Origin of the sequence: Rhizobium laguerreae (assembly GCF_002008165.1) — a bacterium.
Taxonomy (GTDB): Bacteria; Pseudomonadota; Alphaproteobacteria; order Rhizobiales; family Rhizobiaceae; genus Rhizobium; species Rhizobium laguerreae.
This window is the reverse complement of sequence record NZ_MRDM01000002.1, coordinates 207,934-222,803: the sequence shown is the minus strand read 5'-3', so window position 1 is coordinate 222,803 and position 14,870 is coordinate 207,934. Positions and strand designations below refer to the sequence as shown.

15 protein-coding genes are annotated in these 14,870 nt (G+C 60.8%); 9 read left to right on the top strand and 6 right to left on the bottom strand.

All coding sequences use genetic code 11. The features are described 5' to 3' along the window. Positions 1-63 precede the first annotated feature (63 nt). Positions 64-531 carry a cupin domain-containing protein gene (locus BS630_RS01325; protein ID WP_077975966.1) on the top strand — a complete coding sequence of 156 codons (468 nt, stop codon included), beginning with the start codon at positions 64-66 and terminating at the stop codon, positions 529-531. 58 nt (positions 532-589) lie between these two features. On the opposite strand, the gene BS630_RS01320 is transcribed toward BS630_RS01325, so the two are convergent. Next, positions 590-1,099, bottom strand: a complete 510-nt coding sequence (locus BS630_RS01320; RefSeq protein WP_077976278.1) for a P-loop nucleotide/nucleoside kinase family protein — start codon at positions 1,097-1,099, stop codon at positions 590-592. 802 nt (positions 1,100-1,901) lie between these two features. Here BS630_RS01320 and BS630_RS01315 point away from each other — a divergent pair. From BS630_RS01315 to zwf, 3 genes are all read left to right on the top strand, one after another. Beyond that, positions 1,902-3,182 carry a hemolysin family protein gene (locus BS630_RS01315; RefSeq protein WP_077975964.1) on the top strand — a complete coding sequence of 427 codons (1,281 nt, stop codon included), beginning with the start codon at positions 1,902-1,904 and terminating at the stop codon, positions 3,180-3,182. 87 nt (positions 3,183-3,269) lie between these two features. After that, positions 3,270-4,040 (top strand): trans-aconitate 2-methyltransferase, encoded by a 771-nt coding sequence (tam, locus tag BS630_RS01310; protein ID WP_077975962.1) that lies wholly within the window; start codon positions 3,270-3,272, stop codon positions 4,038-4,040. 135 nt (positions 4,041-4,175) lie between these two features. After that, positions 4,176-5,684: a glucose-6-phosphate dehydrogenase gene (gene zwf / locus BS630_RS01305; protein WP_077975961.1), complete on the top strand. Its 1,509-nt coding sequence runs from the start codon at positions 4,176-4,178 to the stop codon at positions 5,682-5,684. A 34-nt stretch (positions 5,685-5,718) separates the two neighbouring features. On the opposite strand, the gene BS630_RS01300 is transcribed toward zwf, so the two are convergent. The 3 genes from BS630_RS01300 to BS630_RS01290 all read right to left on the bottom strand — a co-directional run bounded on the left by BS630_RS01300 (position 5,719) and on the right by BS630_RS01290 (position 7,082). Further along, complete coding sequence (locus BS630_RS01300; RefSeq protein WP_077975954.1) at positions 5,719-6,060, bottom strand: hypothetical protein; 342 nt, start codon at positions 6,058-6,060, stop codon at positions 5,719-5,721. Between the two features lie 76 nt (positions 6,061-6,136). After that, positions 6,137-6,592: an NUDIX hydrolase gene (locus BS630_RS01295; RefSeq protein WP_077975953.1), complete on the bottom strand. Its 456-nt coding sequence runs from the start codon at positions 6,590-6,592 to the stop codon at positions 6,137-6,139. A 97-nt stretch (positions 6,593-6,689) separates the two neighbouring features. Next, a complete protein-coding gene (locus BS630_RS01290; protein WP_003546502.1) occupies positions 6,690-7,082 on the bottom strand; it encodes a hypothetical protein in 393 nt (130 codons plus the stop codon). Positions 7,083-7,304: 222 nt separating this feature from the next. Between BS630_RS01290 and BS630_RS01285 the strand changes: the two genes are divergently transcribed. The 4 genes from BS630_RS01285 to BS630_RS01270 all read left to right on the top strand — a co-directional run bounded on the left by BS630_RS01285 (position 7,305) and on the right by BS630_RS01270 (position 11,622). Further along, the gene (locus BS630_RS01285) at positions 7,305-8,867 is read left to right on the top strand and encodes a helicase HerA-like C-terminal domain-containing protein (protein WP_077975951.1); all 1,563 of its coding nucleotides are present in this window, start codon (positions 7,305-7,307) and stop codon (positions 8,865-8,867) included. 218 nt (positions 8,868-9,085) lie between these two features. Continuing rightward, positions 9,086-9,445, top strand: a complete 360-nt coding sequence (locus BS630_RS01280) for a type II toxin-antitoxin system RelE/ParE family toxin (RefSeq protein WP_026265072.1) — start codon at positions 9,086-9,088, stop codon at positions 9,443-9,445. Next, positions 9,435-9,764, top strand: a complete 330-nt coding sequence (locus tag BS630_RS01275) for a helix-turn-helix domain-containing protein (RefSeq protein WP_077975949.1) — start codon at positions 9,435-9,437, stop codon at positions 9,762-9,764. Before BS630_RS01280 ends, BS630_RS01275 begins: the two co-directional genes overlap by 11 nt. A 262-nt stretch (positions 9,765-10,026) precedes the next feature. Further along, positions 10,027-11,622, top strand: a complete 1,596-nt coding sequence (locus tag BS630_RS01270) for an ABC-F family ATP-binding cassette domain-containing protein (protein WP_077975947.1) — start codon at positions 10,027-10,029, stop codon at positions 11,620-11,622. Between the two features lie 102 nt (positions 11,623-11,724). Here BS630_RS01270 and BS630_RS01265 read toward each other — a convergent pair whose 3' ends face one another. Beyond that, complete coding sequence (locus BS630_RS01265; RefSeq protein ID WP_245310379.1) at positions 11,725-11,997, bottom strand: hypothetical protein; 273 nt, start codon at positions 11,995-11,997, stop codon at positions 11,725-11,727. A gap of 135 nt (positions 11,998-12,132) precedes the next feature. Continuing rightward, positions 12,133-12,795: a helix-turn-helix domain-containing protein gene (locus BS630_RS01260; RefSeq protein ID WP_245310378.1), complete on the bottom strand. Its 663-nt coding sequence runs from the start codon at positions 12,793-12,795 to the stop codon at positions 12,133-12,135. 456 nt (positions 12,796-13,251) lie between these two features. Between BS630_RS01260 and BS630_RS01250 the strand changes: the two genes are divergently transcribed. After that, positions 13,252-14,772, top strand: a complete 1,521-nt coding sequence (locus BS630_RS01250) for an ABC-F family ATP-binding cassette domain-containing protein (RefSeq protein ID WP_077975941.1) — start codon at positions 13,252-13,254, stop codon at positions 14,770-14,772. Positions 14,773-14,870 lie beyond the last annotated feature (98 nt).

Here is a 14,870-nt window from a genome sequence, read left to right as displayed (position 1 = left end):
CTAACGGCTGCGCCCGCAAGAAAAAGCCCATAAGAAGAAGCCCTGTAAGAAAAAGAAAGAGACATGATGTCCAACTCATTTGTGAAAATGCCTGCGAGCGACGAGGCAAAGCGGTTTTTTGTCCTCGGCGACAGGGTCGAGCGGCGGCTTAGAATCAGCGGAACCTGGCTCAATATCTTCGACGTCACCGTGCCATCAGGCAGCCGGACGCCGAAACATGCGCATGCGAGCCCCGAAGTGTTCCGCATCATCGAGGGACGCCTGACGATCTGGCGCCTAGGCGACAGCGGCCCCGAAGAGATCGAAGCCAGCGCCGGCGACATCGTCACCATCCCGCCCTTCATGGTGCACGGCTATTCCAACCGCGGAACCGTCCCCGTGGTCTTTTCTGCGGTCGTCGATCGGGGCATGGCCGAGTTCATCGAAGCGGAAGGCACGACGGAGCCCCCAAAGGCCAGCCCTTCGACGGAGACCATCGCCCGCATGACGGCGGCGGCCAATGCCTATGGGATCACCATCCTCGCGGCGTGATGGCGTGAGTGCATGATGCCTTTTTCAGACGACATCATGCATTCCTTCGTCGATCATGCTACGCATTTAACGGGAGCGATTTCAATCGGCTCACCAGTTCATCCAAAGCTTCGTCGACCGTTTTCGAGGCGGTGTCGATGACGATCGCATCGTGCCATTCGTCATAGGCTCTTTCGGAAGTCTCTTGCCATGTCGGCTTCACCAGATCTTCGACGTCGGTGAGGCGCGTTTCAGCACGCTTGCGGTGCTCGGCTTTATCCGAGCAAACGACCTCGACCTCCGCCGCCGGCACCCCGGCCGCTTGGGCGACTGAAAGCCACGCTGACCTAGTTATCCGGAGCGGGTTGACTGAGTCGGCGATAACAATCCTGCCGAGGGTCAGATTGTCTCCGGCGACACCGTAAGCTGCGATATAGCCTGCAGGCCCTGCATCATCAGCTATTCCGGAAGCGCGGATTGCCTGTTCAATGGTATCGACGCGCACATGGACTGCATTCAACCGCTCAGCCAAAGCACGGGCAATCGTCGTCTTTCCACTGCCGGGCAGACCGCCCAAGATAATGAGCATCGTGACCTCGTCGTTTTTGGAGAAGCTCCACGAGAAACCAGAGCAGCTCGCGGTCACAACAATCATTCACCATTAAGGCCCGGTTCGCAATTCCTTCGTCAGCACCAGATTTGTCATAGGCTCGAGCGCCGCGCGTCCTTTCAGACGTTTAAACAACGCTAACTTTGACTTTGTAGGTAACTTTGTCCTTGGCTCCACCTCTTTACCAGATCGCTATTCCAGCTCGTGGGACGCGCCGCAGTCCCCACGCTCCATCCCGTCAAATTCCCTCTGCCGACAGCTCGGTCATTACCAGGCGCTTTTGCAGAAAAGCGGAAAACCAGCCGAAATCCTCAACCAAAACGAGGTGCTGCTCTCCTTTTCAAAACTGTCACATCAAGACGCTATAAGGATTTTCGCCCGGCGCCTCTTGCGTCGGCACTGTTTCACCGTCAAAATTGCGATATGCCTGACAGCGACCCATCCAGTACAAGCTCCGCTCCTTCCAACCGGGATCTCCCGGCCGAGGAAGCAGGCGACCATTGTAGACGGTGCGATGACCTCCGCCTCGCCTCAGGCCTATCAAGGCTCCCGCAGAGAGGGCCGCTTCCCATTGTCAATGACGGGTGGCCGCAGCCTGCCGGTTTTACCGATGGCCCTGACTTTCACTTCAGAGGAGCGGCCTTATGGAACCTGAACTGATGTCAACACGATAATGGAAAGACGACAGGCGATGCGTATATGCGTATAAGAGCGTCCCTTCGAATGCCTCGCCGCTTCGCCTGACGAACGCGGCATTACAACCTCAACGAATAGGGTCCCTGTGTTTCTGGAAATTGGAATTGTGGCGTTTCTCACCATCCTGAATGGTGTGCTCGCCATGTCTGAGCTGGCCGTCGTGTCTTCTCGAACAGCCCGCCTGAAGGTTCTCTCCGACAATGGAAGCAAGGGTGCAGCTCAAGCGATCAAACTTGCCGAAAACCCCGGTCGTTTTCTCTCTACGGTGCAGATCGGCATCACGCTGGTCGGCGTTCTATCCGGCGCTTTCTCAGGGGCCACGCTCGGCGGCCGCCTGAGCGGATGGCTGGAAGTCCAAGGAATGTCATCGACAGCCGCTGATGCCCTTGGCGTGGGTTCAGTCGTGGTGGCAATCACCTATCTTTCGCTGATCATAGGCGAACTTGTTCCAAAGCAGATCGCGTTACGGGAACCCGAAGCGGTTGCGGCCAAGGTCGCACCCGCTATGGCGGTCCTTTCAAAAATTGCGCTGCCACTCGTGTGGCTTCTGAACGCCTCCGGAAACCTTGTGCTCAAGCTCCTGGGCCAGGCAGGAAAAGGTGGCGACAATGTCTCTGACGCAGAGATCAAGACCGTTCTGGCCGAGGCGCAGTCGGCTGGTGTTATCGAAAGCGAAGAGTCCGCGATGATATCAGGTGTCATGCGGCTTGCGGACCGCACTGCCCGAGCGCTTATGACGCCCCGACGGGACGTCGAAATTATTGATATCGACGACAGCCTTAATGAAATTCGGACCCAGTTGCACAGGACGAAGCGGTCGCGGTTGCCGGTTCGAAAAGGCAGTTCGGACGAGGTGATCGGCATCCTTCCGGTCAAGGACTTCTACGACTCGATGTCCGAACACGGCACTGTCGACATCAAGGCTCTGACGCAAGACGTCCCGGTGGTTTCAGACCTTGCAACTGCCATCAATGTGATCGAAGCCATCAGGAAATCGCCCATTCACATGGTGCTGGTTTTCGACGAGTACGGCCACTTCGAGGGGATTGTCTCCTCAGGTGACATTTTGGAAGCAATCATGGGGGCTCTCCAGGAAGGACCTGTCGATGAACAGGCCATCGCTCGTCGAGATGACGGTTCTTACCTCGTGTCGGGTTGGACGCCGATTGACGAATTCGCTGAATTCTTAAACCTCAGGCTCGATGACGATCTGGAATATCAGACTGTGGCCGGCCTGGTGTTGGAGGAGCTGAAACATCTGCCCGAATTGGGGGAGAGCTTCACGAGAGGTGGATGGCGCTTCGAGGTCATCGATCTCGACGGGAGGCGCGTCGACAAAATACTTGTGTCTGAAGATCGAGGGTGACGGCTTGGCCCGTGTCGTCGAGCTCGACGGCCGCAACATCGGCACGATCCGCATGGAAGACGTGGTCCGACACCAGGAGGTACCGCCATGGCATGGTCCGCCAGCCAATATGTGAAGTTCGAGGACGAGCGCACGCGGCCGGCGCGCGATCTTCTGGCGCAGGTGCCGCTGCAGAGTCTTCGTCGCGCCATCGACCTCGGCTGCGGGCCGGGCAATTCCACCGAACTCATCATCGAGCGTTATGGGGCTGCCGGCGTCTCCGGCCTCGACAGCGACATCAACATGCTGGAGGCGGCCCGCAAGCGGCTTCCCGGCACTGCCTTCGTCGAGGCCGATCTCGGCATCTGGCAGCCGACTGAGCCCGCCGACCTGCTCTTTGCCAATGCCGTCTTCCAATGGCTGCCCGATCATCTCGATATCTTCGACCGGCTGATGGACGGGCTTTCCGAAGGCGGCGTGCTGGCCGTGCAGATGCCCGACAATCTCGGCGAACCCTCGCATCTGGCGATGGAGGAGACTGCCCATGCCGGCCCGTGGAAATCCGCCTTCGAGGCCAAGAGCGTGCGCCGCAAGCCGCTGCCGCCGCCGTCCAGCTATTACTCCAGGCTGATCGCCAAAGCTTCGCGCGTCGATATCTGGCACACCGTCTACAATCACCCGATGGCGGATGCGGCGGCGATCGTCGAATGGGTGAAGGGAACCGGGCTGATGCCCTATCTCACCCATGCCGGCGAAGAGCATCGCGAGGCCTTCCTGGCGGATTATCGGGAGCGGTTGGAAAAGGCCTATCCCAAGATGTCGGACGGGCGGGTGCTGCTCAGGTTTCCGAGGATCTTCATGGTGGCTGTGAAAGGGTAATCGGCCGCCTACCACCAAGGTGACGTGGGCTCAGCCAGTCCGGATGGTGTCAAATGCTTGTTATCCCTCGCCTGCATATGTTGCGGCAAAGCCGGCGCGCAGTATAGTCGGCCGCAAATTCCAAGGAGATGGCACATGGACGCTGCCCCTACCCCGCCGGTCACCCTCGTCATCTTCGGCGCCACGGGAGACCTGACGCGCCGCCTGCTGGTGCCGGCGATCATCAATCTGACGCGCAGCCGCCTGGTGGGCGAGGATCTCCACATTCTCGGCATCGGCATCGAACCTGGTGACGACGAATTCCTGCGCGGGCGGCTCGACCAATTCCTCAATCATCTGAGCGGCGAAGCGCCGACAGTGAAGGACGAAGCCTGGGAGAGCCTGCGCCGGCGCATTTCCTATACGTCCGGGGATTTCACCAAGGACGATATTTTCGTCGAGATCGGCAAGCGCCTAGGCCCGAATGCCAATGCCGCCTTCTATCTCGCGGTGCCGCCATCCTTTTTCGGCACGATCGTCGAGAAGCTCGCCGCCCATGGGCTGACCGATGAAAGCGACGGCGTCTTCCGCCGCATCGCCATCGAAAAGCCGTTCGGCACCGATCTCGCCTCGGCGCGGGCGCTCAATGCACAGATCCTCGCGCAGGTCGGGGAAAGCCAAGTTTACCGGCTCGACCATTTCCTCGGCAAGGAAACCGTGCAGAACCTGATGACGGCGCGTTTCGCCAACATGATGATCGAGTCCTTGTGGAACAGCCGCTACATCGACCATGTGCAGATCACCGCCGCCGAAATCGTCGATGTCGGCAGCCGCGGCAAATTCTACGATGCAACCGGCGCGTTGCGCGACATGGTGCCGAACCATCTCTTCCAGCTGCTGGCGATGATCGCCATGGAACCGCCGAACAGCTTCGATGCCGAGGCGATCCGCAACGAGAAGAGCAAGGTGCTGAAGGCGCTGCGCATCTATACGCCTGAGGAGGCCAAGATGCATGGCGTACGCGGCGCCTATGGCGCGGGGCCGCTCAATGGTGCTGAGCTTCCGGCCTATCGCGATACCAAGGACGTCTCGCCCGACAGCAGGACCGAGACCTTCGTGGCGCTGAAGCTCTATGCCGATACCTGGCGCTGGGCCGGCGTGCCCTTCTATCTCAGGACCGGCAAGGCGCTGACGGCGCGCGACACCGAGATCGTCATCACCTTCCAGCCGGTTCCCTTCGCGCAGTTTCGCGAGACCGACGTCAAGCGCCGCCTGCCGCCGAACCGGCTGGTGATCCAGGTGCAACCGGACGAGGGCATGAGCATGGAAATCTCGATCAAATCGCCGGGGCTTTCCGTCGATACCGTGCCGGTCTCGCTCGATTTCCGCTATGCCGACAAATTCGATATTGCCAAGACGACCGGCTATGAATCACTGCTCTATGATCTCTTCATCGGCGACCAGACACTGTTCCAGCGCGCCGACGGGATCGAGGCCGGATGGGCGGCGGTGCAACCCTTCCTCGATATCTGGGCTAGGGATGAGAGCGTGCCTGACGCTTACGCGCCGGGCAGCATGGGACCGATCTGCGCCGACGAACTGATCCAGCGCGACAGGCGGCAGTGGCATGAACTCGGCGTCGTGCTGCACAAAAACGACAAATAGCCGGTCCTGCTTTTCTATACCCGGGACTATCCCGTCAGCGGCAGGCGTCGCTTAGCGTACCGTCGCGCTCGGCCGCGCGGTACTGACGCGTCCCGGGGCGCGGGCATGTGGGCCGATCCGGCGGAATGACGACGTTGATATCACCGGTTTCGACAGAATCGAACGGAATCACGAGTCCGCTGCTGGATTCCGCCCCCGGCACCGTGCCGGGCGGCATACCGCCGAAGCGGCCGCTATAATCCATATCAGCAAGCGCCTGGGAGAAGGCCGGCGTGGCGAATCCGAGGAGAATGATCGAGGCTGCTGCAAGAAACATACGCATGATGCTATTCCCTATGGTTTCAGCGATGCGACAGAAACAGCACGATGACCTCATTGTTCCCCGGAAGCGGGGGCCGACGATCAAGGTTTGGCGATCGGAATATGGCGCCTCACAGCGGGCGATCTCCAGCTCAATCGCGCCAGCGCGACAGCAGCCTGTCGAGACCTGTCGGATAGAGATCGATGCCGGCGTCCTGCAGCCTGTCGCGGCCGAACCAGCGCGCCGTCGCCGCCGTCTCGTCGAACTCGGAATAGCGGATCTCGTCGCGCCCGTAGAGCGATGCATCGGCCAGTTCGATGTCGGCGGCGAAGATATATTCGTGACCGATCGCGCCATGATGTTCGAAGATGTTTTCAAGCAGATGCCAGGGGCCGACGATGCGGATCGCCGTCTCGAGTTCCTCTCTGAATTCGCGGTGCAGGGCTTCTTCACGGCTCTCGCCGAATTCGATCGCGCCGCCAAGCGGGCGAACGCCCTTGATGCGACCGCTGTCGTCCTCCACTTCGGCAGCAAGCAGCTGGTCTTTCCGCCAGGCGAGGCCGATCACCTTCACCCTGATCTGCTGCGATGGGCGCCAGACGGTCATCTGCTCTCCTTCGATAGGGGCAGCGCTTGCTTTTCACCCCGGTGTGGCGAGAACAGCGAGCCCCGCAACAAAGCGAGGCTCCTGCCGACTTCTCGTTTCAGACGAACTGGCTGAGGCCCGGGACGGAAGCGACGACCTCGTCGACGACCTCTTCGCCGGCATATTGCTTGGCGATCGCGATGGTTTCCTTGGCAAGCGAGGTGATTTCGCCCATGCCGAGGCCTTCGCCCATCAGCTGCTGCCCGAGCCCCATGATGCCGCCGCCGCCGAGCGAGCTCATCAGCCCGCCGAGCAGACCGCCGCCGCCGGCACCTGCGCCGTTGAACTGGGCGACAAGATCGGCGCCGCCGGGGATCGCTTCGATCATCTTGGCAACCGGGCCATCGGCGGCCTCGCGCTGCAGGAAGCCGAGCATCATGCCGAGCGCCTTTTCGGCGAGATCAGGCGCAATACCCACGCGATCGGCGATCTGGGTCACAATTTCATTCATCGTCAGCCTCCTGTTTTTTGACGTTAACGTCAACGTTAATCGAGATTCGACCACAACTCAAGCCGGCCCCTCCCCGGGCCGCACTTTGTCCGGTTTTGCTTTCAATGCAAACAGTTGTCCGCATGCGCATGCCTGCTTATAACAGGGAAAAGATAGTTCGATGAAGGCGGCAGAAGCACGCCTTCTCATACAAATGGCGGCACAGCCCAAGGAGCATTCCGAATGATCGAGGAAGGCAAGATTTTCATCGGCGCGAGCCGCAATCCCGATGACAGCATCAACAAGCCGGAATATCTCGACCTGAAATTCGGCAATCGCCACGGCCTCGTCACCGGCGCGACCGGCACCGGCAAGACGGTGACGCTGCAGGTGCTGGCCGAAGGCTTCTCGCGGGCCGGCGTTCCGGTGTTTGCGGCCGATATCAAGGGCGATCTTTCCGGCATCGCCGCCAGGGGCGAGCCCAAGGACTTCCTGACGAAGCGCGCCGAGCAGATCGGCTTTACCGACTACGAATTCGACCAGTTTCCAGTGATCTTCTGGGATCTGTTCGGCGAGAAGGGCCACCGGGTGCGCACCACCATCGCCGAGATGGGACCGCTGCTGCTCGCCCGCCTGATGGATGCCTCCGAACCGCAGGAAGGCGTCATCAACATCGCCTTCAAGATCGCCGACCAGGGCGGGCTGCCGTTGCTCGACCTCAAGGATTTCAGCTCGCTGCTCAACTATATGGGCGAGAACGCCAGCCAACTTTCCAACCAGTACGGGCTGATCTCCAAGGCTTCGGTCGGCTCGATCCAGCGGGCGCTGCTCGTTCTCGAACAGCAGGGTGCGGAGCACTTCTTCGGCGAGCCGGCGCTGAAGATTTCGGACATCATGCGCACCAGCAATAATGGCTACGGCCAGATTTCGGTGCTGGCCGCCGACAAGCTGATGATGAACCCCCGGCTTTACGCCACTTTCCTGCTCTGGCTGCTCTCCGAACTCTTCGAGGAGTTGCCCGAGGTGGGCGATCCCGAAAAGCCGAAGCTCGTCTTCTTCTTCGACGAGGCGCACCTGCTCTTCAACGACGCGCCAAGGGTGCTGACCGAACGCGTCGAGCAAGTGGTGCGGCTGATCCGCTCCAAGGGCGTCGGCGTCTATTTCGTGACGCAGAACCCGCTCGACGTGCCGGAAACGGTGCTCGCCCAGCTCGGCAACCGGGCGCAGCATGCGCTTCGCGCCTATTCGCCGCGCGAGCAGAAAGCGGTGAGGACGGCGGCCGATACATTCCGTGCCAACCCGGCCTTCGATTGCGCCACCGTCATCACCAATCTCGGCACCGGCGAGGCACTGGTCTCGACACTTGAGGCCAAGGGCGCGCCTTCGATCGTCGAGCGAACACTGATCCGCCCACCATCCGGCCGCGTCGGCCCGGTGACGGATGCCGAGCGCCGGCAGATCATGGACAAGAGCCCGGTTCTTGGCATCTATGACGAGGATGTCGACCGCGAATCCGCCTTCGAGATGCTGGTGGCGCGGGCAAAGAAGGCGGCCGATGCCGAGGCCGCCAAGCGAGCGCAGGAAGAAGCGGCAGAGCAGCAGCCGGGCACCACCTCCGGCTGGACCCTTCCCGGCTTCGGCGGCAGCAATGACGACAGCCAGGGTCGCGGCCAGTCGCGCGGCCGGGCGTCCGGCTATCAGCGCGAAACGGTGGTGGAAGCAGCGATGAAGAGCGTGGCGCGCACTGTTGCGACGCAAGTCGGCCGGGCACTGGTGCGCGGGATCTTGGGGAGCTTGAAGCGGTGAGCCTGGGTCTCTTCTTCCCTGGGTCCGAAGGACGATGCCCGCAGGCAGATGAAGGGTAAGAAGCATCATCGAGAACGCCTTGAGCGACCAGTGAAAGGCAGCAACGCGGTGTTCTGTCCCTCATTCGAGCTGCTTGGGTTGAGCCACGTCTCTCAATCCAGCTTGTTTGATCTCGATCTTGATTTTATATCTTTAAATATATATTTCTTAGGCAGCCGATGACATATAAGGTTCAATTCCATCCCGACTTCGTTCCTGAATGGAAAGAACTGGAGATGGGGTTAAAAGAACTGGTTGGCGAAGTGTTCGACCACCTTGAAGATGATGGCCCGTTCTTAGGGCGCCCTGAGGTCGATACGCTTTCAGGTTCCGATTATGCGAATATGAAGGAAATCAGAGTCAAATTTGGCAAACAGGTCTGGCGTTTTGCTTTCGCCTTCGATCCGGCTCAAAGTGCCATCATCCTTTGCGGAGGAGACAAGCAAGGCATGAATAAAGCGCTCTTTTACAAACAACTGATCAACAAAGCTGACGCGCGGTTCGGTGCGTGGCTGAAGGAGAAGAAAAATGAGCACTGAATGGAAGACGTTACGCGACGAACTTCCAGAAGATGTTCGTGCTCGGCTCGACATGAAACGTCAGGAGCGTCGTCTGGGCAAAGCCTTGGCGGAAGTGCGCAAAGCGATGCATGCAACACAGCAAGAGGTCGCTACGCGTGCGGCCATGACGCAGAACACTGTTTCGAAAATCGAAAGCGCCGACGATGTCCTCCTGTCGTCCATCGTGCGGTACATGCATTCTCTTGGAGGCGGAGTCGAGCTTGTCTTGAAAACGCCTGACGGAAAAGCGAGGCGCGTTGATTTTGATCCTGAGATCTACGTGAGGCAGACCGTGTAACTGCAGAGCAATCGAATACGGCAGCCCTGCGCTCCGTGTGCGGAACATTCTGCAGCCTGAAGCGACAAATCCGCCGGCTGCTGCAAGCAGAAGAAGGGCGGCAAGATCGCTGTCTGCCGCCCGATTGGCTGCGTTGCCTTGAACCGGATGCGTTTATTCCCTAAATTACCTGCCATCGACCATTTCAACAGGATGTGTGCCGCAATGGATTTCAACCCGATCGCAACGCCAGTTCGCCTTGCCAACGGGGAAATCCATATCCATGCCTGCATCCATCACCCTCTCCCAAGTCTCGTGGTCCGCTCCTGACGGGCGGTCGCTTTTTTCCAATCTCGACCTGAGTTTCGGGGCCGAGCGTACCGGTCTCGTCGGGCGCAACGGCGTCGGCAAGACGACGCTGCTCAAACTCGTCTCCGGTGATATCCAACCGCATTCCGGGACGGTATCCGTCGGCGGCAGCCTCGGTGTGCTGCGGCAGAACGTTCAGGTGGCGCCCGAGGAAACGGTCGCCGATCTCTTCGGCGTGACCGATGCGCTCGCTATTCTTCGCCGCGCCGAAGCCGGCGAGGCAACGAGCGACGAGCTTGCATCGGCGGACTGGATGCTGGAGGCGCGCATCGCCGCAGCGCTCAATCGGACGGGGCTCGACGCACCGCCGGAGACGCCGCTTGCCGTGCTCTCCGGCGGGCAGCGCACCCGTGCCGGGCTTGCCGCGCTTGTTTTCACCGAACCGGATTTTCTGTTGCTCGACGAACCGACCAACAATCTCGATCGCGAAGGCCGCGAGGCGGTGATCGCGCTGATCTCAGGCTGGCGGGCCGGCGCCATCATCGTCAGCCATGACCGGGAACTGCTCGACAGCGTCGATGCGATCGTCGAGCTGACGTCGCTCGGTGCCACGCGCTACGGCGGCAACTGGAGCCATTATCGCGAGCGCAAGGCCCTTGAGCTCGCGGCGGCACAGCATGATCTCACTGAAGCCGAAAAACGCATGGCCGAGGTGGCGAAGAAGGCGCAGGCGACGGTGGAGCGTCAGGCGCACAGGGACAGCACTGGGCGGAAGGTCGCAGCCAAGGGCGGCATCCCGCGCATCATGCTCGGCGGCATGAAGGAACGGAGCGAAACGACGGGTGGCGGCAATGCCCGGCTCGCCGACCGCCGGCGCGCCGAGGCAATGGAAGAGGCAACAGCAGCGCGCGGGAAGATCGAGATCCTCCAGCCCTTGTCGGTCACCCTGCCACCAACCGGACTGCCCGCCAGCAAGATCGTGCTGAGGATAGATGGCGTGACATCGGGCTACCAGCCTGATGATCCCGTCATCCGCGATCTCTCCTTCGATATGACGGGACCCGAGCGTATCGCCGTCACCGGCCGCAACGGCTCGGGCAAGACGACCTTGTTGGCGCTTGTTGCCGGCGCGCTGAAACCCTGGGCGGGCACGGTCAGCGTCATGACCGCTTTCTCGATGCTCGATCAGAAGGTGAGCCTGCTCGATCCGTCGGCTTCGATCCGCGATAATTTTCGCTGGATCAATCCGCAGGCCGATGAAAATACCTGCCGGGCTGCCCTTGCCCGCTTCATGTTCAGGGCCGATGCGGCGCTACAGACGGTATCGACGCTGAGCGGCGGGCAATTGCTGCGGGCGGGCCTTGCCTGCGTCCTTGGCTCGGCACCGCCGCCGCTGTTGATCCTCGACGAGCCGACCAATCATCTCGACATCGACTCGATCGCCGCGGTCGAGGCAGGACTGCGCGCCTATGACGGCGCGCTGCTGGTGGTCAGCCACGACGAGACATTCCTCAGGAGTATCGGGATAACGCGGAGGCTGGAGCTGCTTGGCGGCGAGCGGGCCGGATAATCAGAAATTGGGTCGCAACTGCGCCAAAGACATGCGGACGCATGCCAATTGCCGGCCAGCCATATACCGCCACTGGCATCGCCGATGCCGGCACCACGGCGGTTATTTCGAAAGAACGACTTCGGCCCAGGCTGCGAACTCTTCGAGGCGCTCAAGGGCGCGTAACGCGTCATCACGCGTCTTCGCCCTCGAACCGTACTGCACTTCGTCCTTCTGTTCGAGAAGTGTCTTGAGATCTGCTTCCTGTCTGTTGGGCAGTTCGTTGCCCAGTGCGCCACGAAGGAGTTTGACGACCGCCTGATGATCTCCTTGGTTGATCTCGCCCTTAAACTTGGCGGTGACCGCGTCTGCATAGGCGATCGCACAGTTGATCACGGTGGATATCGAGGGGTTTCCAATGTCGCCGGGATCGGCGACCGCATTGCCGTTGCGAGCATCCTTGAGAAAGCCACGAGCGACGGCGAGCCGTCCAGCAACATAGGTGCCGTCCTTTTTCTTCGTGGACCGGTTCTAACCATCCGCGCGCTCCCTGACCCGTGCCGCAAGATCCTCTGGGCGTGCTCCCTGCAGGACGATGGCGTCTTCGAGCATCGAGTTCCACCAAGGATTCCCATCGCGGTCGAGGCGACTAACGTCATCGAGGTCCAAGCCGACGACCGAAGGAGTGAAGCCTAGCGACCTTGACGACTGCCGCAGATTCCCTCTCACCTTTTCGACAATTCCCGCAAGGACGTCCTGGCGGGCGACAAGGCCGATATCCAGATCGCTGCCGCGGCGATCCTCACCCCTTGCTACACTACCGTAGACAAAGAGACTCGAAAGATCCGGCGTCTGTTCTCCCGCGCTGAGACGTACGGCATCGAGCATCTTCTCGAATCTCACGGATTCGGCGCCGAACAGCGCCTTGATCTGCGGCGCCAGGTAATAATCGTGATTGAACCTGTGCAGGCGACTGTGTCCCGAACCTTCGGTGACGATCGCACCACATTCTTCCAGGGAGATCAGACCCTGTCGCGTGCCGGTCTTCGAGAGCTTCGCTCGCCGTGTGATGTCCGAACTGGAGAGCGGTCCACCATGGGCAGCGAGGACACGCAGAACGCGAACGTTGGAATCGACCCCGAACACGGTGTCGAGCGGCGCCCGCATTGCACTCTGTGGTTCTGATCGTGCCACATCTTTCTCCAGACGGATATCAGATCAACTGATTTAATATCAAATGTCTTGATCCGATATTAAACCTTTATAAGGCTAGGGCAATCGTCTGGATCGCCCTCAGAACTACCGGCATCGGCGCGGCGCCGGGAATAGCGGTGACTCCGAGCTCCCTTGCCTCTTTTTGCGGGCAATGTTATTTGGATCGCGCAAGCTCTTGAGAAAGGAGGATCACGCAATGCAATATTATTTTCGGTTTAATCGCCAGCGTGGTCCCGTCAACGCCCTGCAAATGCGTTTGCAGGGCTGACCAGAGACCGTTTCTCGACATCTCTTCCTGGTCTGCCCTCGTGGCCAATGCGGCGCCGTAAATGACAGCGCGCATTCCTCTCATTTCCCGGGTCCGAACCGCGAAATTCCGTGATGGCTGAACGCCCCGGACCGCGCTTGATACCCGGTCAAGACCAGAGAACGATCATGACACTCATCAATATCCGCAATCTCGGCGTGACGCTGGGCAATCCTTTGTTTTCCAAGCTCAATCTCGTCGTCAATGCCGGCGACCGCATCGGCCTCGTCGCCGCCAACGGGCGGGGGAAATCGACGCTGCTTGCCTGCATCACCGGCGCGCTGGAGCCGAGCGAGGGCGAGATCACCAAAGCGCGCGGGCTGACCGTCGGCCATGTCGCGCAGAATGTGCCACCTGCCCTTTTCGACACGCCATTCTACGATGCGGTGCTGCAGGCGTTGCCGGCCGATCAGGCCGAAAGCGAAAGCTGGCGTGTCGACGTGGTGCTGGAATCGCTCGAAGTGCTGGAGGTCATGCGCGGCCGGCCATTGAAGCAGTTGAGCGGCGGATGGCAGCGGCTTGCCATGCTTGCCCGCACCTGGGTTGGCGAGCCCGACGTGCTTCTGCTCGACGAGCCGACCAACCATCTCGACCTCGAAAAGATCTCGCAGCTGGAGAGCTGGCTGAATGCGCTGCCGCGCGACGTGCCGGTTATCCTGTCCAGCCACGACCGCGCCTTCCTCGATACGACGACCAACCGGACGCTGTTCCTGCGGCCGGAGCAATCGCCGGTCTTCGCCCTGCCCTATAGCCGGGCGCGCGCTGCCCTCGACGAGGCCGACGTCTCGGAGGCGCGGCGCTACGAGCGCGACATGAAGGTGGCGGAGCAACTGCGCAAGCAGGCGGCGAAGCTCAACAATATCGGTATCAATTCCGGCAGCGATCTGCTCGTCGTCAAGACGAAGCAGCTCAAGCAGCGGGCGGAGAAGCTGGAGGATGCGGCAAAACCGGCGCATCTGGAGCGCTCGGCCGGCGCCATCCGGCTTTCCAACCGCGGCACACATGCCAAGGTGCTGGTGACGCTGGAGGATGCGGCGGTGACGACGCCGGATGGAACGCTGCTGTTCAAGACCGGCCGGCAATTCATCTGCCAGGGCGACCGCATCGTGCTGCTCGGCCTCAACGGCGCCGGCAAGTCGCGGCTGGTGTCGATGCTGAAAGAGGCGATCGAAAGACCGGAGACGGCGCGGGACAGCGTCAAGGCGACGCCTTCGCTCGTTCTCGGCTATGGCGACCAGGCGCTTGCCGATCTTGCCGATACCGACACGCCGATCGGCACGATTATCCGCCGCTTCGATGTCGGCGATCAGCGGGCACGGGGCTTGCTGGCCGGCGCCGGCATGACGATCGATATGCAGGCAAAACCGATCGGCCAGCTCTCCGGCGGCCAGAAGGCCAGGCTCGGCATGCTGGTGCTGCGGCTGACGGAGCCGAACTTCTATCTGCTCGACGAACCGACCAACCATCTCGACATCGACGGGCAGGAGGCGCTGGAGAGCGAGTTGATGGCGCATGAGGCGAGCTGCCTGCTGGTCTCGCACGACCGCAGTTTCGTGCGGGCGGTGGGAAACCGGTTCTGGCTGATCGAGAGGAAGCGGCTGGTGGAGGTGGAAAGTCCGGAAGGGTTTTTTGCTTCGGTTGCGGGGTGATGGATGGCGAGGATGTGGCGTGGGGCCGCTGCCCCCCCTCACCCTAACTTACCCGGGTAGAGCCACTCGTCTCGACCCGTCCTGCGGAACCCCGCTCG